This window comes from Aromatoleum toluclasticum ATCC 700605, assembly GCF_000378245.1.
Lineage (GTDB): Bacteria > Pseudomonadota > Gammaproteobacteria > Burkholderiales > Rhodocyclaceae > Aromatoleum > Aromatoleum toluclasticum.
The window spans coordinates 64,378-84,853 of record NZ_KB899500.1 but is presented as its reverse complement, the minus strand read 5'-3'; the positions used below and the strand labels follow the sequence as shown (position 1 = coordinate 84,853).

Annotated in this window: 17 protein-coding genes; 14 read left to right on the top strand and 3 right to left on the bottom strand. The window is 65.4% G+C overall.

Annotated features, from left to right (window positions below; all coding sequences use genetic code 11):
* Nucleotides 1–81: 81 nt before the first annotated feature.
* The 4 genes from F464_RS0116905 (at nt 82) to F464_RS0116890 (ending at nt 4,032) form a co-directional block, all read left to right on the top strand.
* Nucleotides 82–570, top strand: a complete 489-nt coding sequence (locus tag F464_RS0116905; protein WP_018991022.1) for a phasin family protein — start codon at nt 82–84, stop codon at nt 568–570.
* Between the two features lie 389 nt (nt 571–959).
* Nucleotides 960–1,922 carry an MBL fold metallo-hydrolase gene (locus tag F464_RS0116900; protein ID WP_018991021.1) on the top strand — a complete coding sequence of 321 codons (963 nt, stop codon included), beginning with the start codon at nt 960–962 and terminating at the stop codon, nt 1,920–1,922.
* A gap of 158 nt (nt 1,923–2,080) precedes the next feature.
* On the top strand, nt 2,081–3,769 hold the full coding sequence (locus tag F464_RS0116895; RefSeq protein WP_026296086.1) for an FAD-dependent oxidoreductase: 1,689 nt from the start codon (nt 2,081–2,083) through the stop codon (nt 3,767–3,769).
* An 11-nt stretch (nt 3,770–3,780) separates the two neighbouring features.
* On the top strand, nt 3,781–4,032 hold the full coding sequence (locus tag F464_RS0116890; RefSeq protein WP_018991019.1) for a DUF2783 domain-containing protein: 252 nt from the start codon (nt 3,781–3,783) through the stop codon (nt 4,030–4,032).
* A gap of 107 nt (nt 4,033–4,139) precedes the next feature.
* Here F464_RS0116890 and F464_RS0116885 read toward each other — a convergent pair whose 3' ends face one another.
* Nucleotides 4,140–5,051: a LysR family transcriptional regulator gene (locus tag F464_RS0116885; protein WP_018991018.1), complete on the bottom strand. Its 912-nt coding sequence runs from the start codon at nt 5,049–5,051 to the stop codon at nt 4,140–4,142.
* Nucleotides 5,052–5,146: 95 nt separating this feature from the next.
* Between F464_RS0116885 and F464_RS0116880 the strand changes: the two genes are divergently transcribed.
* The 7 genes from F464_RS0116880 to F464_RS0116850 all read left to right on the top strand — a co-directional run bounded on the left by F464_RS0116880 (nt 5,147) and on the right by F464_RS0116850 (nt 12,585).
* A complete protein-coding gene (locus tag F464_RS0116880; RefSeq protein ID WP_018991017.1) occupies nt 5,147–5,698 on the top strand; it encodes a VOC family protein in 552 nt (183 codons plus the stop codon).
* Complete coding sequence (locus F464_RS0116875) at nt 5,695–6,705, top strand: fumarylacetoacetate hydrolase family protein (RefSeq protein WP_018991016.1); 1,011 nt, start codon at nt 5,695–5,697, stop codon at nt 6,703–6,705. The genes F464_RS0116880 and F464_RS0116875 overlap by 4 nt, the downstream gene beginning before the upstream one ends.
* Before the next feature lie 98 nt (nt 6,706–6,803).
* Nucleotides 6,804–7,829, top strand: coding sequence for a TRAP transporter substrate-binding protein (locus tag F464_RS0116870; RefSeq protein ID WP_018991015.1), 1,026 nt, complete (start codon nt 6,804–6,806; stop codon nt 7,827–7,829).
* Nucleotides 7,830–7,925: 96 nt separating this feature from the next.
* Entirely contained in the window at nt 7,926–8,468 is a 543-nt protein-coding gene (locus F464_RS0116865; protein ID WP_018991014.1) for a TRAP transporter small permease, read from the top strand.
* Entirely contained in the window at nt 8,465–9,790 is a 1,326-nt protein-coding gene (locus F464_RS0116860) for a TRAP transporter large permease (protein WP_018991013.1), read from the top strand. Before F464_RS0116865 ends, F464_RS0116860 begins: the two co-directional genes overlap by 4 nt.
* A 28-nt stretch (nt 9,791–9,818) precedes the next feature.
* A complete protein-coding gene (gene maiA / locus F464_RS0116855; RefSeq protein ID WP_018991012.1) occupies nt 9,819–10,463 on the top strand; it encodes a maleylacetoacetate isomerase in 645 nt (214 codons plus the stop codon).
* A 154-nt stretch (nt 10,464–10,617) separates the two neighbouring features.
* Entirely contained in the window at nt 10,618–12,585 is a 1,968-nt protein-coding gene (locus tag F464_RS0116850) for an acetoacetate--CoA ligase (RefSeq protein ID WP_018991011.1), read from the top strand.
* A gap of 54 nt (nt 12,586–12,639) precedes the next feature.
* Here the strand turns inward: F464_RS0116850 and F464_RS0116845 are convergent, their stop codons facing one another.
* Nucleotides 12,640–13,632, bottom strand: a complete 993-nt coding sequence (locus F464_RS0116845; RefSeq protein ID WP_026296085.1) for a glucokinase — start codon at nt 13,630–13,632, stop codon at nt 12,640–12,642.
* A gap of 854 nt (nt 13,633–14,486) precedes the next feature.
* Here F464_RS0116845 and F464_RS0116840 point away from each other — a divergent pair.
* Nucleotides 14,487–16,028 (top strand): carbohydrate porin, encoded by a 1,542-nt coding sequence (locus tag F464_RS0116840; protein ID WP_018991009.1) that lies wholly within the window; start codon nt 14,487–14,489, stop codon nt 16,026–16,028.
* A gap of 90 nt (nt 16,029–16,118) precedes the next feature.
* Here the strand turns inward: F464_RS0116840 and F464_RS28855 are convergent, their stop codons facing one another.
* A complete protein-coding gene (locus F464_RS28855) occupies nt 16,119–17,171 on the bottom strand; it encodes a substrate-binding domain-containing protein (RefSeq protein WP_018991008.1) in 1,053 nt (350 codons plus the stop codon).
* 250 nt (nt 17,172–17,421) lie between these two features.
* Here F464_RS28855 and F464_RS0116830 point away from each other — a divergent pair, with 250 nt between their 5' ends.
* Together F464_RS0116830 and F464_RS0116825 are read left to right on the top strand one after the other, a co-directional pair.
* On the top strand, nt 17,422–19,116 hold the full coding sequence (locus tag F464_RS0116830) for a glycoside hydrolase family 13 protein (RefSeq protein ID WP_018991007.1): 1,695 nt from the start codon (nt 17,422–17,424) through the stop codon (nt 19,114–19,116).
* Between the two features lie 53 nt (nt 19,117–19,169).
* Nucleotides 19,170–20,438, top strand: coding sequence for an ABC transporter substrate-binding protein (locus F464_RS0116825; protein WP_018991006.1), 1,269 nt, complete (start codon nt 19,170–19,172; stop codon nt 20,436–20,438).
* The last annotated feature ends 38 nt before the right edge of the window (nt 20,439–20,476 follow it).

The following is a 20,476-nucleotide window of genomic DNA, read 5'->3' as shown; positions in this document are numbered from 1 at the left end:
GGCACACCTCGAGCAGCAGGACCAATGACACGCCCGATGTCAGAGTTGCTTGTTGCCCGAGGATTTACGAAAGGAATCATCATGACCACCAAACCCCACACCAGCATTGAGCGATCCTTCTCGAACACCATCGACGCCTTCATGGCATCGTCCCGCGTATATCTGGATTGCACCGAGCATCTCACTCACAGCACCTTTGCGGTTTCGCGTGCAGCGTTCGAAGAGTGTGTTGCGGCAACGAAAACCGCAGCAAGCGGCAAACCTTCCGCTGATCCGGCAGCCTTGCCACTGGCGTTAGGTCAGTCGCTGTTGGAGAAGTCGCTTGCGTATGCCAAGGATAGCTACGAGACAGTCGCGGCCGCACAAGTCGAGGCTGCACGTCTGCTCGGTAATCAGCTTGCCGTCCCGACGATGGCGTTGCCGACTCCGGAAGCCTGGAAGGGGGCGTTCAGTCTTTTCGAGCGCACCTTGCGGGACCTTTCCGCAGCCGCGGCGGGATCGTTCGGCGAAGCGGGTGACGCCTGGACGTCGTCCGTTGCGAAGTATCGTCACCTGAACAAGGCAGCATAAGCCGGACTTTGCGCGGCACGATCCGTTCCTGGATCGTGCCGCGGTCGAGGCCACAAACGCGCACGCAACATCCTCTGCCTTCCTTCCGCGCCTGCGGAGGTGAAAAGCACATCGTTTCGCCCGGACTGCCGCGACGAAGGTCGTGACCGCGTCCAGTGCAGCGTCCTGCCGCCAGTCGGTGAGAGGCGCTCCATCCTTTTTTTTTGTGTTACCCGATACCGCCGATCACGTCGCAACAGTGATCGGCGTTCGTACGTTCACGATCGGGCAGTGAGGCCACGAGCCGGCGGCGTCTGGTTTCATAATTCGATAATAACGAAATAGTTTACCAAAGACGAATTTGTGTCTAGGATTCGAATCGTCCACCCCACCAATAGAGACGCAAGATCATGACCGCCAAAAAATTCGCCTCGCAAGCCGACCTCGAAGAAAAGAAGATCAGCTGGGACAAGCTCTCCGACAACGCGTATGCCTACACCGCCGAGGGCGACCCGAACACCGGCGTGATCATCGGCGACGACGGCGTGATGATCATCGACGCGACCGCGACGCCGGTCGCCGCGCAGGGTGTGATCGCCAAGGTGCGCGAGATCACCGACAAGCCGATCAAGTACGTCGTGCTGACCCATTACCACGCCGTGCGCGTGCTCGGCGCCTCGGGCTACAAGGACGAGGGCCTGGAGCAGATCATCGCCAGCCGCGACACCCGGGACCTGATCGTCGAGCGCGGCCAGCAGGACATGGACTCCGAGATCGGCCGCTTCCCGCGCCTCTTTCAGGCCGTCGAGAGTGTGCCGGGCCTGACCTGGCCGACGCTGACCTTCGAAGGGGAGATGACCCTGTGGCTGGGCAAGCTCGAAGTGAAGATCAAGCAGCTCGGCCGCGGCCACACGAAGGGCGACACCATCGTCTATCTGCCGTCGCAGAACATCTGCTTCTCCGGCGACCTGGTCGAAGCCGACGCTGCCTGCTACACCGGCGACGCCTATCTCGCCGACTGGCCGCAGACGCTCGACAAGCTCGCCGCGATGAAATTCGACAAGCTCGTCCCGGGCCGCGGCCCGGCGCTGATCGGTCGCGAGGCGGTCGATGCCGGTCTCGCCTACACGCGCGATTTCGTCTCGACGCTGTACCGCAGCGCGCAGGAAGCCGTCGCGCAGGGCTTCGACCTGAAGGCGACGATGGCGCACACGCGCAAGAACATGGATCCGAAATTCGGCCAGGTCTTCATCTACGAGCACTGCCTGCCCTTCGACGTGACGCGCGCGCACGACGAGGCGAGCGGCCTCCGTGATCCGCGCATCTGGACTGCGGAGCGCGACCAGCAGATGTGGCATTCGCTGCAGGAGTGATCCTGCCGGAGCCGTCGGCTTCCTGACGGCTCCGATTTCCGATTTCCCCGGCTGAGCAAGCGGCCGATCAGAGTCGTGCCCCCTGCAGGCGCCGAACTCCGGGCCAACGCACCCCAAGATGCGGCGCCGGAACAACGAATCATATGGAGGAGACACCCGTGCTGAGCACGTTCAAATACCCGAAGTTCGAGTACGTCCGCCCGCCCGAGATCGCCGAAGGGCGGGAGGGGAGAGAGGGGCATTACCCCGTGGTGATCGTCGGCGCCGGTCCGGTCGGCCTCACCGCCGCGATCGACCTCGCCCAGCAGGGGCAGCGCGTGCTGCTGCTCGACAACGACGACACCGTGTCGATCGGCTCGCGCGGCGTGTGCTACGCGAAGCGCACGCTGGAAGTGCTGGACCGCCTCGGCTGCGCCGAGGAGATGGTGCAGAGGGGCGTGTCGTGGAACGTCGGCCGCACCTTCTTCCGCGAGGAGGAAGTGTTCAACTTCAACCTCTGCCCCGAGCCGGACCACCACCGGCCGGGCATGATCAACCTGCAACAGTATTACCTCGAAGACGACCTGATCAAGCGCGCACGCCAGTTGCCGAACCTCGAGATGCGGTTCAGGAACACGGTGATCGGCGTGACGCAGGTCGAGGACCGTGCGACCCTGCGTGTCGAGACCGCGGACGGCGCCTACACCGTGAACACCGACTGGCTGATCGTCGCCGACGGCGCGCGCAGCCCGATCCGCACCATGCTGGGCCTCGACATCGACGGCAAGATCTTCATGGACCGCTTTCTGATCGCCGACGTCGTCATGAAGGCGGATTTCCCGACCGAGCGCTGGTTCTGGTTCGATCCGCCCTTCCATCGCAACCAGTCGGTGCTGCTGCATCGCCAGGCCGACAACGTCTTCCGCATCGATTTCCAGCTCGGCTGGAACGTCGACCCGGAAGAGGAGAAGAAGCCCGAGAACGTCATCCCGCGCATCAAGGCGATGTTGGCAAACGACGGAAATGAGGGGCCGGAATTCGAACTGGAGTGGGTCAGCGTCTACACTTTCCAGTGCCGGCGCATGAACCGCTTCAACCACGGCCGCGTGCTCTTCGTCGGCGACGCCGCGCACCAGGTCTCGCCCTTCGGTGCACGCGGCGCGAACTCCGGCATCCAGGACACCGACAACCTCGTGTGGAAGCTCAAGCTCGTGATGGACGGCAAGGCGCCGGCGACCCTGCTCGACACCTACTCGGACGAGCGCTGCCATGCGGCGGACGAGAACATCATGAACTCGACCCGTTCGACCGACTTCATCACGCCCAAGAGCGCAGTCAGCAAGACCTTCCGCAACGCGGTGCTCGGGTTGGCCGAGAACCATGCTTTCGCCCGCGCGCTGGTGAATTCCGGGCGGCTGTCGGTGCCCAGTTTCCTCGCCGACTCGAGCCTCAACACCGCGGACAGCGACGTCTTCGCCGGCAGCATGATCCCCGGCGCGCCGATGGACGATGCCCCGGTGCAGGCCGCCGACGGCACGCAGTGGCTGCTCGGTGCGGTCGGCAACCGCTTCCAGCTGCTGCACTACGTCCCGGATGCGAGTTCCCTCGATGCCGTCACCGCCCAGGCGCTGCGCAGCCTCATCGACGCGACTATCCCGGTCGAGGCGATCATCGTCACCGAACGCGGCGCCGCGCCTGCGGGCCTCAAGACCCTGATCGATGCGAAGGGCCGTGTGCGCGAGCGCTACGACCTGCGCGAAGACACGAGTTACCTCGTGCGTCCTGACCAGCACGTCGCCGCCCGCTGGCGCGCGCTGGATGTCGCCCAAGTGCGTGCCGCCGTGGCGCGCGCCACCTGCAACGCCTGATGGAGACCGCCATGGCACTCAACACGCAACCGAACCTGCACGAACCCGGCAAGCGCCACTTCCGCGCCTTCTCGCCCGGCGACGACTTCTACGAGGCGCTGATCGAAACCCACCGCGACCTGACGGACGAGCAGAGCGCGATGGTGAACGCGCGCCTGATCCTGCTGCTCGCGAACCACATCGGCGACATCTCGGTGCTGCGCGAAGCGATGCGCATCGCCCGCGAAGGCGTCGACGCGCCTGCGGCAGGCGGCGGACAGTAAGCAGTTATTGACGCGGGGTCGGGCGAATCATGGCCGTTCGCCCTGAGCCTGTCGAAGGGCTCATCCCGCACGGTACGCGGTTGCAAGGGCGGTAAACGGGTTCCCGCCTACCGCCCCTGCAAATCCGGATGCCCCGCAATGAACTTCAGCACGAACGCCCGCAGGCTTTCCGCCGCCGGCGTCAGCGATCGCCCCGTGCGCGTGAAGACGTAGAAGCGCCGCGACACCACGGGTGCGAGCAGCGGGCGCATCTCCAGCCCGTACAGGCGCACCAGCGATGCCGCGTAGGGGATGCAGATCGTCACGCCCAGCCCGGCGCTGACCATCGACAGGGCCGTCGACATGAAGGTCACCGTCGCCTGCGGCGCGAGGTCGAACTCGCGCTTGCCCTCGTGCAGGTCCATCGACAGCCGCTCGGTGAATTGCCCTTCCAGCGTGATCAGCGGGTAGTCGATCAGCTCCGCCCAGCGGATTTCCTTCTTCGCCGCGAGCGCGTGCCGCGGCGGGAATACCGCATGGAACGGCAGCGTGAAGAGTTCGTCCGACCGGATCTCCGAGTTCGGGTCGCGCTCCGGGCCGATGCCGAAATCCACTTCCCCCGAGAATACGCGCGACACCACGCTCTCGACGGCGCAATCGACGAGCCGGATCTCGATCTCGGGATGCTGTTCGCGGTAGGCCGCGATCACCTCGGGCAGCAGCGTGCTGCACATCAGCTGCGGCGCCGCCACGCGCACCAGTCCCTTCTTCAGCGCCTTCAGGTTCGCGACCTCGTGGAGCACGCCGTCGAGGTCGAGCAGGGTCTTGTCGATCAGCGGGAAGATCTCGCGGCCGATGTCCGAGAGCTGGATGCGCCGCGTGCTGCGGTCGAACAGGCGCACGCCCAGCGACTGCTCCATCTCCTTGATCAGCCCGCTCAGCGCCGACTGGGTGACGAAGAGACTCTCCGCGGCGAGCGTGAAGCTGCCGGTGCGCGCGACGGCGATGAAGGCGCGCAGCTGGCGCAGGGTGATATTCATGAGCTCAGGTGATAAATGGATCTGAAAAAGCCGTTTGAATGATAGATCACCTTGGTCTCTAATACATCTCACAAAACAGGAGGACGGAGACAGACATGACGCAACTCATCAAACGCATCCACCACGTCGCGTACCGCTGCAAGGACGCGCTCGAGACCGCGCGCTGGTACGAAAAGCACCTGGGCATGAAGCTGGTGCTGTCGATCGCCGAGGACGCCGTGCCCTCGACCGGCGAAGCCGACCCGTACATGCACATCTTCCTCGACGCCGGCATGGGCAACATTCTCGCCTTCTTCGAGCTGCCGACCCGCGCGCCGATGGGCCGCGACCCGAACACCCCGGCCTGGACGCAGCACCTGGCGATGAAGGTCGAGTCGATGGACGTGCTGATGGCGACCAAGGCGCGCCTCGAAGCCGAAGGCCTGGAAGTCGTCGGCCCGACGGACCACGCGCTGTTCCAGTCGATCTACTTCTTCGACCCCAACGGCCACCGCCTGGAACTCGCCGCCGACACCTCCACCGACAAGATGCTCGAAGCGCTCGACAAGGTGAAGTGGGAGATGCTGGAAGAATGGGCGAAGACCAAGAAGGCGCCCAAGCACGCCGCCTGGATGCATGACGGCAGCTACAAGGAGATGTTCAAGTGAAACTCGCCACCCTGAAGCAGGGCGGCCGCGACGGCGCCCTCGTCGTCGTCAGCCGTGATCTCGCCCGCTGCCGCGCCGTGCCGGCCATCGCCCGCACGCTGCAGGCCGCGCTCGACGACTGGGCGGCGATCGAGCCGCAGCTGCGCCAGGTGTATGAAGCGCTCAACAGCGGCGCCGTCGAGGGCGATCCCTTCGACCAGGCCGCCTGCCATTCGCCGCTGCCGCGCGCCTACCAGTGGGCCGACGGTTCGGCCTACCTCAACCACGTCGAGCTGGTGCGCCGCGCGCGTAACGCCGAAGTGCCCGCGTCCTTCTACACCGACCCGCTGATGTACCAGGGCGGCTCGGACAGCTTCATCGGGCCGCGCGACGCCGTCGTCGCTGCCGAAGCCTGGGGCATCGACTTCGAGGCCGAAGTCACGGTCGTCACCGGCGACGTCCCGCTGGGCGCGACCCCCGCCGAGGCCGCGAAGGCGATCCGCCTCGTGATGCTGGTGAACGACGTCAGCCTGCGCAACCTCATCCCGAACGAGCTCGCGAAGGGCTTCGGCTTCTTCCAGAGCAAGCCCGCGAGCGCCTTCAGCCCGGTCGCCGTGACCCCGGACGAGCTGGGCGGCGCGTGGCAGGATGCCAAAGTGCACCTGCCGCTCGTCGTCCATCTCAACGGCAAGCTCTTCGGCAAGCCCAACGCCGGCGTCGACATGAGCTTCGACTTCGGCCAGCTCGTCGCCCACGTCGCGAAGACGCGCGAGCTCGAAGCCGGCTCCATCATCGGTTCGGGCACGGTGTCGAACAAGGCCGGCGACCTCTACGGCTCGTCGATCGAACACGGCGGCGTCGGATACTGCTGCCTCGCCGAGGTCCGCACCTGGGAGACCATCGAGCAGGGCCAGCCCGCGACCCCCTTCATGCGCGACGGCGACACCGTGCGCGTCGAGATGTTCGACGCCGACGGGCAAAGCGTCTTCGGCACGATCGAGAACCGGGTCGCGGCGTTGCCGGGCTGAGTCGAACCCTTTTCGCCCCGCCGACAGCCCGAAGAAGGTCTGCGGCGGGCGCCTTGATGCTTGCATAACGATATTTCCGCCAATACGAGGAGACACACATGTTCAAGAAGGCCCTGATCGCCGCCGCAGCCACCGCCCTGTGCGCGACCGTCGCCCACGCCGAGGAGATCACGCTGAAGGTCGCGCATTTCTGGCCCGCGACCGCGCTGAGCCAGCAGAAGGTGCTGGAGCCTTGGTGCGCGAAGATCGCCGCCGAGTCGAAGAACCGCCTCAAGTGCCAGATCTTCCCCGCGATGCAGCTGGGCGGCACGCCGCCGCAGCTGATGCAGCAGGCCGCCGACGGCGTCGCCGACATCGTGTGGACGCTTCCGGGCTACACCGCGGGCCGCTTCCCGTCGGTCGAGGTCTTCGAACTGCCCTTCATGACGAAGAACGCCGAAGGCGCGAGCCGCGCCGCGTGGGAGTACTACGAGCAGTTCGGCAAGAAGGACTTCGAGTCGGTCAAGCCGCTCGCCTTCCACGTGCACGACGCCGGTCACATCCACAACAACAAGCACCCGATCAAGAAGGTGGCGGACTTCCGCGGCCTCAAGATGCGCGCGCCGACGCGGCTCACCAACCGCATGCTCGCCCACCTCGGCGCGACCCCCGTCGCGATGCCGATGCCGCAGACGCCGGAGGCCGTATCGAAGGGCGTCGTCGATGGCTACGTGCTGCCGTGGGAGGTGATTCCGACCATGAAACTGCACGAGATGACCAAGTACCACACCGAAATGGACCCCTCGCAGCCGTCGCTGTACACGACCTTCTTCACGATCGCGATGAACAAGGCGAAGTACGACAGCCTGCCCGACGATCTCAAGAAGGTCATCGACGCGAACTCGGGTGCGGATCTCTCCGCCTCGATCGGCCGCGTATGGGACGAATCGGCGCCCGCCGCGCGCCAGCAGGCCGTCGCGCACGGCAACCAGTTCTACACCATCCCCGCGAGCGAAGCGAAGGAATGGGTTGCGGTGGGCGACCGTCTCGCCGGCGAGTGGGTCAACGAAGTCACCGCCAAGGGCTACCCCGGCCAGAAGATGCTCGACAGCTCCCGCGCGCTGATCGCGAAGTACAGCAAGTAATCCCCTTCGATCAGGCCGGCCCTGCACGGGCACCGCGTTCCTCCCCGCAGACGGGAGGCGGTGCCCGCGCGCCGGTAACTCCCTGGAGTACTCCCCATGGCGGAACTCGTTCCCCAGCTCGACGACCAGCGCGACCCCGGTCCGCGCGATGCGTTCGGGCATTTCCTGTTCGTCTGGTCGCAGCTCTCGGCCGTCGGCGGCGCGCTGGTGCTGCTGGGCCTGTGCGGACTGTCCGTATATAGCGTGCTCGGCCGCTGGCTCTTCGACTCGCCCGTGTTCGGCGACGTCGAGCTCGTGCAGATGGGCTGCGCACTGGCGATCGCCGCGTGCCTGCCCTACGCGCAGATGAAGAACGCGCACGTCATCGTCGACTTCTTCACCCACGGCGCCTCCCCCGCGCTGCGCCGCGTGCTCGACCGCATCGCCGCGCTGGTGCTCGCCTTTGCGTCCGCCGTGATCGCCTGGCGCAGCTTCGTCGGTGCCTGGGAAGCGTCCCAGTCCGGCGAGACCGGCATGATCCTCGGCTGGCCGCTGTGGTGGTCCTACCTCACGCTCGGCCCCGGCTTCCTGCTCCTCGCGCTGACGGCGCTCTACACGGCCTGGAAAGGCTCCATCCACACCGAGGTCGGTGAAGAATGAGCAGCGTAACCATCGGATTCCTCGTCGGGGCACTGACCCTGACTCTGCTCGCGCTGCGCTTCCACATCGGCATGGCGATGCTGGTCGGCGGCTCGATCGGCTACATCGCGGTGTCGGGCCTCGACCCGCTGCTGAGCTACTTCAAGAACCTCGCCTACGGCCGCTTCTCGGTCTATGACCTGTCCGTCGTGCCGCTCTTCCTGATGATGGGCAACATCGCCTCGCACGGCGGGCTGTCGCGGCGCCTGTTCGAAGCGACCAACGCCTTCATCGGGCACTGGCGCGGCGGCGTCGCGATGAGCGCGATCGGCGCCTGCGCCGGTTTCGGCGCGATCTGCGGCTCCTCGCTCGCGACCGCCGCGACGATGGGCAAGGTCGCACTGCCCGAGCTGCGCCGCCACAACTACTCGCCGGCACTCGCCACCGGCGCGCTCGCCGCGGGCGGCACGCTGGGCATCCTGATCCCGCCCTCGGTCGTGCTGGTCATCTACGCGATCCTTGCCGAGCAGAACGTCGCCGCGATGTTCATGGCCGCGCTGATCCCCGGCCTGATCGCGATGTTCGGCTACATGACGGTCGTCGCCATCGTCGCCCGAGTCGTGCCCGGCGCGGGCCCGGCCGCGCCGCGGCTGGCCTGGAGCGCGCGCATGACGGCGCTACGCCGCGTGTGGCCGATCGTCACGGTCTTCGTCGTGATGATAGGCGGCATTTACGGCGGCATCTTCACGCCGACCGAAGGCGCCGCCGTCGGCACCCTCGCGACTACCGCGCTGGCCTTCGCGTCGCGCGAGATGAACCTGCGCGCCTTCGTGTCGGCCGTGCTGAGCGCCACCGAATCGACCGCGATGATCTTCCTCATCCTGCTCGGTGCGGACGTGCTCAACGCCTTCCTTGCGATGTCGCAGATGCCGCAGGCGCTCGCCGAATGGGTGCTCGGCAGCGGCCTGTCGCCGATGCTCGTGCTGGCGGGCATCATAGTCGTGTATGTGGTGCTCGGCTGCGTGATGGACAGCCTGTCGATGATCCTGCTCACGATCCCCATCTTCCTGCCCATTGTCATGGGGCTGGACTACTGGGGCCTGGAGCACACCGACAAGGCGATCTGGTTCGGCATCCTCGCGCTGATGGTCGTCGAGATCGGCCTCATCACGCCGCCCGTCGGCATGAACGTGTTCATCATCAACAGCCTGGCGAAGGACATCCCGATGCGCGAAACCTTCCGCGGCGTGCTGCCCTTCCTCGCCTCCGACGGCCTGCGCATCGTGCTGCTCGCGCTCTTCCCCGGCCTGTCGCTATGGCTGGTCCATCTGCTCGGCGGCTGAGTTGCCGCCCTGCCCGGAGAACCGAACGATGAAGCTCTACACCTATTTCCGCAGCTCCGCCGCCTACCGTGTGCGCATCGCGCTGAACCTGAAGGGACTCGCGTGGGACGCCGTCCCGGTGCACCTCGTGCGCGACGGCGGCGAGCAGCGCCAGCCCGCCTACCTGGAACTCAACCCGGTCGGCCTGGTGCCGACGCTGGATGACGACGGGCAGCTGCTCACGCAGTCGCTCGCGATCATCGAATACCTCGACGAGACGCATCCGGAGCCGGGGCTGCTGCCCGCCGGCGCGGCCGATCGCGCCCGTGTGCGGGCGATCGCTCAGGCCATCGCCTGCGACATCCACCCCATCAACAACCTGCGCGTGCTGCAGTACCTGAAGCGCGAGTTCGGCATTAGCGACGCGCAGCGGGATGCATGGTATCGTCATTGGGTGGAGGTTGGCCTCGCGGGCGTCGAGCAACTGCTCGCGCGCGACAAGCGCACGGGCACGTTTTGCCACGGCGATGCGCCGACGCTAGCAGACTGCTGCCTCGTGCCGCAGGTCTTCAACGCGCGCCGCTTCGGCTGCGACCTCTCTGCGATGCCAACCGTCCGGCGCATCGCGGAGCGTTGCGCTACGCTGGAGGCTTTCCGCCTGGCGGCGCCGGAGAACCAGCCGGACGCGGAGTAGGCGGGTCTGAACCTGGCAGCCGCAAGCCGTTCGGGCTGAGCCCTTCGGCGGGTTCAGGACAGGCTTGTCGAGGCCCTGCCGACGTCCTTCGATAGGCTCGGGGCGCACGGAGTTTTATGATGGCGCATCAACAAGACGAAGCGAGCGAGACAGCATGAACGACACCCCCATGTGGACGCCCTCGGCCGGGCGCATCGCGGCCGCCAATGTCACGTCCTTCCGCGAGGCCGCCGCGCGCCGCTGGAACGTGGAGCTCCCCGATTACGATGCCCTGTACGCGTGGTCCGTCGCGCAGCCCGAGCAGTTCTGGACCAGCGTGTGGGAAGACGGCGACGTGATCGGCGAACGCGGCGAGCGCGTGCTGGTCGACGGCGACCGGATGCCCGGCGCGAAATGGTTCCCGGACGCGCGCCTGAATTTCGCGCAGAACCTGTTGCGCTCGCGCGACGCGCACGACGCGCTCGTGTTCTGGGGCGAGGACTGCGAGCAGAACCGCATGTCGCACGGCGAGTTCTACCGTGCGGTAGCGCACTTTACCGAGGCGCTGCGCGAGCAGGGCGTGCAGAAGGGCGACCGTGTCGCGGCCTACATGCCGAACATGCCCGAGACCGTGATCGCGATGCTGGCCGCGGCGAGCATCGGTGCGATCTTCACCTCCGCGTCGCCGGACTTCGGCGTGCAGGGCGTGCTCGACCGCTTCGGCCAGACCGAACCGAAGGTGCTCGTCGCCTGCGACGGCTACTTCTACGGCGGAAAGACCATCGACGTGCTCGGCAAGCTCGGCGACATCGTGCGCCAGCTGCCCTCGGTGAAGCGCGTCGTCGTCGTGCCCTACGTGCATGCCGAGCATGACATGACGCAGGTGCCCCACGGCGTCATGTGGGCCGACTTCATCGCGCCTTTCCATTTTGTCGACAACATCGCCTTCGAGCAGCTGCCCTTCGACCATCCGCTGTACATCATGTACTCGTCGGGCACCACCGGTGTGCCGAAGTGCATCGTGCATAGCGCGGGGGGCACCTTGCTGCAGCACCTGAAGGAACACCGCCTGCATGCCGACGTGAGGCCGGGCGACCGCCTGTTCTACTTCACCACCTGCGGCTGGATGATGTGGAACTGGCTCGTCTCGGGGCTCGCGGCCGGCGCGACGCTGCTGCTCTACGACGGCTCGCCCTTCGCCTCCGACAACCAGATCCTCTTCGACTATGCCGATGCCGAGCACATGACGCACTTCGGCACCTCGGCGAAGTTCATCGACGCCGCCGCGAAGTTCGGCCTGAAGCCGCGCGAGACGCACAGCCTCGCGAGCGTGCGCGCGATGATGAGCACCGGCAGCCCGCTGGTGCCGGAGGGCTTCGACTACGTCTATCGCGATATCAAGGCCGACCTGCAGTTGTCGTCGATCTCGGGCGGTACCGACATCATCTCCTGCTTCGTTCTCGGCTCGCCGGTGCTGCCGGTGTGGCGCGGCGAGATCCAGTGCCGCGGCCTGGGCATGGCGGTCGATGTGTGGGACGACGAGGGCCGGCCGCTGCGTGGTGACAAGGGTGAGCTGGTGTGCACGAAACCCTTCCCGGTGATGCCGATCGGCTTCTGGCGTGACGACGACGGCGCGAAGTACCAGGCCGCCTATTTCGAGCGCTTCCCCGACGTGTGGTGCCACGGCGATTTCTGCGAGATCACCGGACACGGCGGCCTCGTGATCCACGGCCGCTCGGACGCGACCCTGAACCCCGGCGGGGTGCGCATCGGCACGGCCGAGATCTACCGCCAGGTCGAGCGCCTGCCCGAAGTCGTCGAGTCGCTCGTGATCGGCCAGGATTGGCCGCCGCAGACGCCGAACGACGTGCGCGTGGTCCTGTTCGTGAAGCTGCGCGAGGGTCTGACGCTAGACGACGCACTGGTCGCGCGCATCCGGCAAACTATCCGCGACAACACCACGCCACGCCACGTGCCGGCAAAGGTGCTGCAGGTCGCCGACATCCCGCGCACCAAGAGCGGCAAGATCGTCGAACTCGCGGTGCGCAACGTCGTGCATCGTCGCCCGGTGAAGAACCAGGAGGCGCTTGCGAATCCCGAGGCTTTGGCTTACTTCCGCGATCGGGCCGAATTGGCGGAATAAGAATAGGGATAGAAATAGGAATAGAGCTGTGCGGCCGGGCGTGCGAAAGCGCGATCAAACGCCCGGCGCGCCGCCCGCGGCCCGTTCGAGCGCCCGCGCCGCACCGACCAGACCGGGGTAGGGCGAGTCGATCACCCAGGTCGGGATCCGCGCGAGGTAATCGCTGAAGCGTCCCTTCTGTTCGAAGCGTGCGCGGAAGCGCGAGCGGGCGAAGGCGGCTCCCAGCTTCGGCACGATTCCGCCGCCGATATACACCCCGCCGCGTGCCCCCAGCGTCAACGCGAGGTCCGCGGCGACGGTGCCGAGGAAGGCGCAGAAGGTGTCGACGGTCGTCGCGCATAACGGCGAGCTGCCGTCGAGCGCGTGTCGGCTGATCTCCGCCGCGGTCAATGCAGGCGCAGGCTGGCCGGCAAGGGCAGCTTCGGCTTCATGCAGCGTGACCAATCCCGGACCCGAGAGGATGCGTTCGGCGGAGACATGCGGATGCCGCTCCGCGAGCCACGCGATGATCGCGGCTTCGTGCGCATCGGAGGCGGCAAGCGTCACGTGGCCGCCTTCGCCTTCCAGCGGGACGTAGTCGCCGCCGCAGGGGACGAGACCCGAGACGCCCAGCCCCGTGCCCGCGCCCAGGAGCCCGATCGCGCGCCGTGCCACCGCCGTGCCGCCACCGACCTGTAGGAGCTCCGATACCGGCAGGGCCGGCAAGGCCATCGCGAGTGCGGTGAAGTCGTTGATGACCTGCAGGTGCTCGAGGTCGAGCCGGGTCCGCAGTTCGCGGATCGAGAACGCCCAGTGGTGGTTGGTCATCTTCACGAAATCCCCGTCGACCGGGTTCGCGATGCCGAACGCGCACCAGCGCGGACGGGGCGCTCCGGTTTCGGCGATGTAGCGCTCGATCGCTTCGGCCGGGCCGGGGAAGCCGGCGCACGGCAACGTGCGCATCGCCTCCATCTCCTGTCCCGGCGTGCGGATCAGCGCGAAGCGCGCATTGGTGCCGCCGATGTCGCCGACGAGGCGCGGGTAGGTGTCATGGGGAGCGGAAGACATCGGGTGATCCTCGAATCGGTTCGTTTCATGCAGGGCGCGGAGGAGCTTGCGCCGCGCCCGGTCGCCCGCGCTGCCGAAGATGTCCGGGCCGAGGGGCGGGTTGCAGCCGTGAGGGCCTCTTCGCAAGGGGGGGCGGAACATGCGTCGCCGTAAATAGAATGTAATAAAATTACATGAGATGCAAGTAAAAAAGCTTGTCGGCGCTACACCAGTGCTGCCGACTGCCATGCGACGCTTGTGTGACGAGGGGCGCGATAATTCGTGGTTTGCGCGGAAACAGCGGCGAAGCGTGGCAGATTCAATGCGCTGCAGAGCTTGCGGGGCGCCGCGGCGAAGTGTTTCGGTCCGGCGAAGCTTTGTCGCAAGGAAGGTAGTAAAACTACAGATGCACCGAGCCCACGCCGCCATGCAATCCCGCAGTCTCGGTGTCGGCATTCCTCGCCAGCAGGGGTGACGCCCTTACGCGCAGCTTCCGTTTGCCGAAACAAAAGCGCTTTCGGGAGAAAAGTGTCAATTAATAAAGTTAAGAAAGAGCTAAAAGAACATATTTAACATGTCGCCTTCCTGTTCCAGAGTGCTTCGGCGCGTATCGAGAAAAACACATATAAACAAATAACTAGCACATATTGCGGAATAGGGAAGGCTGTCTGTTTTTCGTTCGTTAGGTATAAAAGCAACAAAAAATTTGCGCTCGAAAAGTAGTAATACTACACTTCGCGTAACACGGACCCGGCAAGCCCGGTCTGCGTACGGAGAGCAAATCGACAAACGTTTTCCGACCGGTGCACATGCCCGCAGAGGCGTGGTGACGGGCGGCAGGGTACGAAGAGCCCGAGGAAGAGGAGACAAGCAGAATGATCACGAAGAAAACCGCCATCGCTCTCGGCATCGCGCTGGCTTTTTGTGGAAGCGCAGCAGCAGCGGACAAGGCGAAGCCGACGCGAGTCGAAGAACTCGAGGCGCGCATCGCCAGGCTCGAGGAGATGTTGCGTCAGGTGACCACGGTCGCTCAGCAGGCGACCAGTGCGGCCGAGCAGGCCAGCAGCGCCGCGCAGCAGGCGAGCAGCAGTGCCCGGCAGGCGAGTGAGGTTGCGCTCAAGGCCGACACCACCGCATCGGCGGCGAAGGCGGCCAGCGATGCGCAGGCGCCGCTGACCAAGGCGGCAGCGGAGACTGCGTCGTCCTTCGAGTTTCACGGCTATGCCCGCTCGGGCACCGTGTCGAACAGCGACATGTTCACGGTCAAGGGGGTGGGGCCCTACATCACGCCGGCGGGCAACCTTGGTGGAGCGGTGGGCCGCCTGGGCCTGGAGACCGATACCTACGTGGAGGCAAAATTGCTGAAGAACTTCCGCTCGGATGACGGCAGTTGGGCGACCTTCGGCTTCATGCTCGCGGATGGCGTCAATAGCAACAACGACTGGACCGGCGGCGAGAACGGCATCAACGTTCGCTGGGCCTACACCGAGATGGGCAATCTGCCTGCCTTCAAGGGCACTGCGCTGGAAAACGCATCGATCTGGGCGGGCAAGCGCTTCGACAAGAAAAACTTCGACATCCATTTCTTCGATAGCGATTTCGTCTTCCTCTCCGGCACCGGTGCGGGTGTCTACGACGCCCAGGTGACGCCGGACTGGAAAACCAACGTGTCGGTGTACGGTCGCGATTTTCTCAATGAGGACAACGAAGGCATCAAGAGCTACGTCTTCACGATGAACAACTACGTCGGCAACTGGCAGTTCATGCTGAACGGCATGCGGGCGAAGAACAATGACGTGAACGGCAGCAACCGTGCGACCAGCGGCTATCACGGTCTGGTGGCCTACCATGCGCCGAGTTTCTATGGATTGGGCGACGGCTTCTCCAAGACCGGAATACTGGCAGGTCGGGGATTGGGGGCCGAGGTCAAGCGGCTCGGCGCGGTCGGCAATCTGCTGGAAGACGCACAGGCGTTCCGCGTGATGAGCTTCGGCGTAACCGATCTCGCGCCGAACTGGAAAATCTCGCCCGCGGTGATGGCTGAAGTCAGCAAGGATCGCTTCAACAAGGGCGACGAGTACAAGTGGGCGTCCGCCAACCTGCGCTTCACCAACGCGATCAACAAGAACTTCGCGATGCAGTACGAAGGCAGCTTCCAGTACATGGATCTGGACAGCACCTTCACCCGGGCGAAGGGCAACTTCTACAAGCTGACCGTCTCGCCGACCTTCAAGCTCGATACCGGCGCCGGCCTGTTCGCGCGTCCCGAACTGCGCCTCTTCGCCACGTGGATGGGCTGGGACAAGAAGCTGAACGGTTTCACCTACGACGGCAGCGCGAACGAGGGGTTCGGCAGCACCCGATTCACCGGCGACAGCAAGTGGCTGGTGGGTGCGCAGATGGAAGTCTGGTTCTGAGCGGCTTTGCCTGACCGGGGCGATCACATGCAATCCGCGCAGGGCGCATGGCCTTCGCGCGAGACCTTCCCGGGCGCTGCCGGGGCGGGCTCAGCCGATGGCTTTCGCGCGCGGACGGCGGGCGGCGGCGGGTGGCGGACCGTCCGTGTCGCCTTCGCCGATGTGCGGCTGCCCGAGCATGTGCAGATCCGCCACAGGCTTCCCTGCCAGCACGCCCAGGACCAGATCCGCCATCGTGCGCCCGGATTGCTCGCCGGTTGGCTGGACCACGCCGGTCACCCGGTAGGTCAGCGGAATCTCGGTGGGAATGCCGTCATAGACGATCAGCGACAGGCCGCTGCCCGATTTCCAGCCGTTGTCGCCCAGCGCCCGCAGTGCACCGACGCCGGCGACGTTGTTGTCTACGAGCAGGGCTGTGGGCGGCTTCTTCATCGCAAGCAGTTTGCCCACCGCCTCGTAGCCGCCGATGCGGTTGAGCGGTGCTTCGAGGATCAGTTCGGGGTCGGGTTCGATCCCCGCGTCGCGCAGCGCGGCGACGAACCCCCGGTGGCGCTGCATCGCGAAGTTCAGTTCGAGCGGGGCGTGGATCAGCGCGATGCGGCGGTGGCCCAGCGCGAGCAGTCGCTCCACGGCCATCCGCCCGCCGCCTTCGTTGTCGAAGTCGAACCAGGCGTAGGGAAGGCGGCTGTTGGTGCGCCCGTAAGCGACGAAGGGGAAGTTGCGTTCCTGCAGGAAGCGGATGCGCGGGTCATCGACGCGGGTGCGTGCGACGATCAGCGCATCGACACGCCGGCCGTCGATCAGGCGGCGGTAGGTGTCCAGTTCGACATCGGGGCGCGACGAATGGATCAGCAGGTCGATGTTGTGTTCGGCCAGGCGCTCGGTAAGGCCGGACACGACCTCGCCGAAGCGGATGTCGCCGATGTCGCTCGCGCCGAAGGGATACACGATGCCGATCGCGTCGGCCCGGCCCGTGGCGAGCTGACGCGCCTGCGGGTTGGGCTGGTAGCCGAGTTTCTTTGCCGCCTCGCTGACACGCTGGCGCGTGGCTTCGCTGACGTCGGAGTATCCGTTGAGCGCCCGGCTTACAGTGGTTTGCGACAGTCCGAGCGACTCGGACAGCATTTTCAGATTGACCTTCATCGGTGTTCCTTCCGCCCGTATCGGGCATCCAAGGGCCGTTTGCGGACGGCCCGCGCTATGACCGCAGTCTAGCGAATTTTCGGGAGCGGGTTCTTACGGACAAAAACAGTTTACATCCAAAGCGCTTCGGATTACGATCCAAACCGCTTTGGATGATTTTATGGCTTCATCAGGAATATTCATCAAGAGCCGATTTTCGATACTTCCGGCACGTGCGGCGTGCGGGGAACGCAAAGCGAGGAGTAGAGACTTGGAAACGAAGTGGTGGCACGACGCAGTGGTGTATCAGATCTACCCGCGCAGCTTCATGGACGCGAACGGCGACGGCATCGGCGACCTCAACGGCATCACCGCGCGCCTCGACTACCTGAAGTCGCTCGGCATCGACGTGATCTGGATCTGCCCGATGTACAAGTCGCCCAACGACGACAACGGCTACGACATTGCCGACTACCACGCGATCATGGACGAGTTCGGCACGATGGCCGACTTCGACCGCCTGCTGGCGGAAGTGCACGCCCGCGGCATGCGCCTGATCCTTGACCTGGTGGTGAACCACACCAGCGACGAGCACCCCTGGTTCGTCGAGTCGCGCTCATCGAAGGACAACCCCAGGCGCGACTGGTATGTGTGGCGCGAGGGCAAGGGCGGTGAAGCTGGCAAAGGCGGCGGCACGCCGGGTGACGAGCCGAACAACTGGGAAAGCATCTTCAAGGGCTCGGCGTGGAAGTACGACGAGACCACGGGCCAGTACTTCCTGCACCTGTTCTCGACGAAGCAACCGGACCTCAACTGGGAGAATCCGGAGGTGCGCGCCGCGATCAACGACATGGTGCGTTGGTGGCTGGACAAGGGCATAGACGGCTTCCGTCTCGACGCCGTGAGCCACATGAAGAAGGTCGCCGGGCTGCCCGACATGCCCAACCCGGAAGGGCTCGACCACGTCTCCTGCCTGCCGATGCACATGAACGTCGACGGCGTGCTCGATTACATGGACGACCTGTGCCGGAACAGCTTCGCCGACTACGACATCATGACGGTGGGCGAGGCCAATGGGGTGTCGGCCGAGCAGGCGTGCGACTGGGTGGGCTCGGACCGCAACCGCCTCGACATGATCTTCCAGTTCGAGCACCTGCACCTGTGGGCGCAGGATCCGACGGCGGCGCTGGACGTGGTTGCGCTGAAGAAAGTCTTCTCGCGCTGGCAGGGCACGCTGCATCAGGTCGGCTGGAACGCGCTGTTCCTCGAGAACCACGATATCCCGCGCATCGTGTCGAAGTGGGGCGACGTCGGGCACTACTGGCGCGAGAGCGCGACCTCGCTCGCGACGATGTATTTCCTGATGGAAGGCACGCCCTTCATCTATCAGGGGCAGGAGATCGGGATGACCAATACCCGCTTCGAGCGCATCGAGGACTTCAACGACGTGTTCGCGAAGAACGAATACGCGCTGCAGCGGGCGCAGGGCGTGCCGGCCAACGACATCATCGCCGGGCTGGCGGTGACCTCGCGTGACAACTCGCGCACGCCGATGCAGTGGGACGCCACGACCAACGCCGGTTTCACGCGCGGCACGCCGTGGCTGAAGCTGAACCCCAACTTCCCGCAGATCAACGTCGCGCAGCAGGAAGCCGACTCCGGCTCGATCCTGAACTTCTACCGCCGCCTGATCGCCCTGCGCAAGGCCGAGCCGGCGCTGGTGCATGGCCGCTACGCGCTGCTGCTGGAGAACGATGCGCAGGTCTATGCCTACACGCGCACGCTGGGCAGCGAGCAGATCGTCGTGATGGCGAACCTGTCGGGCAAGGACGCGCGCGTCGAGCATGACGGCTTCGCGCTGCGGCATGCGGACCTGCTGCTGGCGAACGGCGAGGTCGCCCCTCACGCGGATACCCGCCGGCTGACGCTGCGCCCGTATGAAGCACGCGTGTACCGCGTGAGCTGATCCGGCACCGAACACACACTACCGAAACTGAAGATTACGGAGGAGACATCATCATGAAAAAACGGCTACCTACCGCCCTGGCCGTACTGCTGTTCGGGGCACTACCCGCTGCGCATGCCGACACGTTGAAGATGGCGTGCAACGTCTCCGGGGCGATGAAGCCCTTCTGCGAGCACATCAAGCAGCGTTTCGAGAAGGAAACGCCGCACAAGCTCGAATTCGTGGAGATGCCGGCGGCTTCCGACGAAAAACTCGCGCTGTACCAGCAGATCTTCGCCGCGAAGGACGGCAGCGCGGTCGACGTGCTGTCGATCGACGTGATCTGGGTCGGCCTGCTCGACAAGCACATGCTCGACCTGACCGACAAGGTGAAGGACCTCGAGCCGGCCTTCTTCCCCAACAACTGGAAGAACAACATCGTCAACGGCCGCATCAAGGCCGTGCCCGGCCAGGTCGACGCGGGGATGATGTACTACCGCAAGGACCTGCTCGCGAAGCACAAGGAGCAGCCGCCCAGGACCTGGGAAGACCTGACCCGCATCGCCAGGACCGTCCAGGAGGGCGAGCGGGCCGCCGGGAACAAGAACTTCTGGGGCTTCGTGTTCCAGGGCAAGGCCTACGAGGGGCTCTCGTGCGACGTGCTGGAGTGGGTCGCGTCCTACAACGGCGGCAGCTTCGTCGATCCGGCCGGCAACGTGACGATCAACAACCCGAGGGCCGCCAAGGCGCTGAACACCGCCGCGAGCTGGGTCGGCACGATCGCGCCCAAGGGCGTGATGGGCTACCAGGAGGAGGAGTCGCGCGCGGTGTTCCAGAACGGCGACGCGCTCTTCATGCGCAACTGGCCCTACGCCTACCTGCTGACGCAGGACGCCACCAGCCCGGTCAAGGGCAAGGTCGGCGTGCTGCCGATACCGAAGGGCGGTGAGGACGGCCTGCATGCCGCGACGCTGGGCGGCTGGCAGTGGGGCGTGAGCACCTACTCGAAGAATCCCGATGCGGCCGTGAAGCTGGTGCGCATCCTCTCGGAAGCCGATACGCAGAAACGCGCCTTCATGCTGCTGGGCATTCCACCCGCACGCGTCGATACCTACCAGGACGCGGAAGTGCAGGCCAGGGCGCCGTATCTCGCGGAGTTCAAGGACGTGTTCGCGAACGCCGTGCCGCGTCCCTCGACCCCGACGCGCTCGCAGTTCCCGAAAGTGTCGAAAGCGATGTTCAACGCCGGTTACGACGTGTTGAGCGGGCGGGCGACGGGCGAGGTCGCCGTCGCGGACCTCGAGGACAAGCTCAAGCGCATCAAGGGCCGCGAGTGGAAGTAAGCGGGATATCGGTTTGACGCGACCGCGCGGCGGTTCAG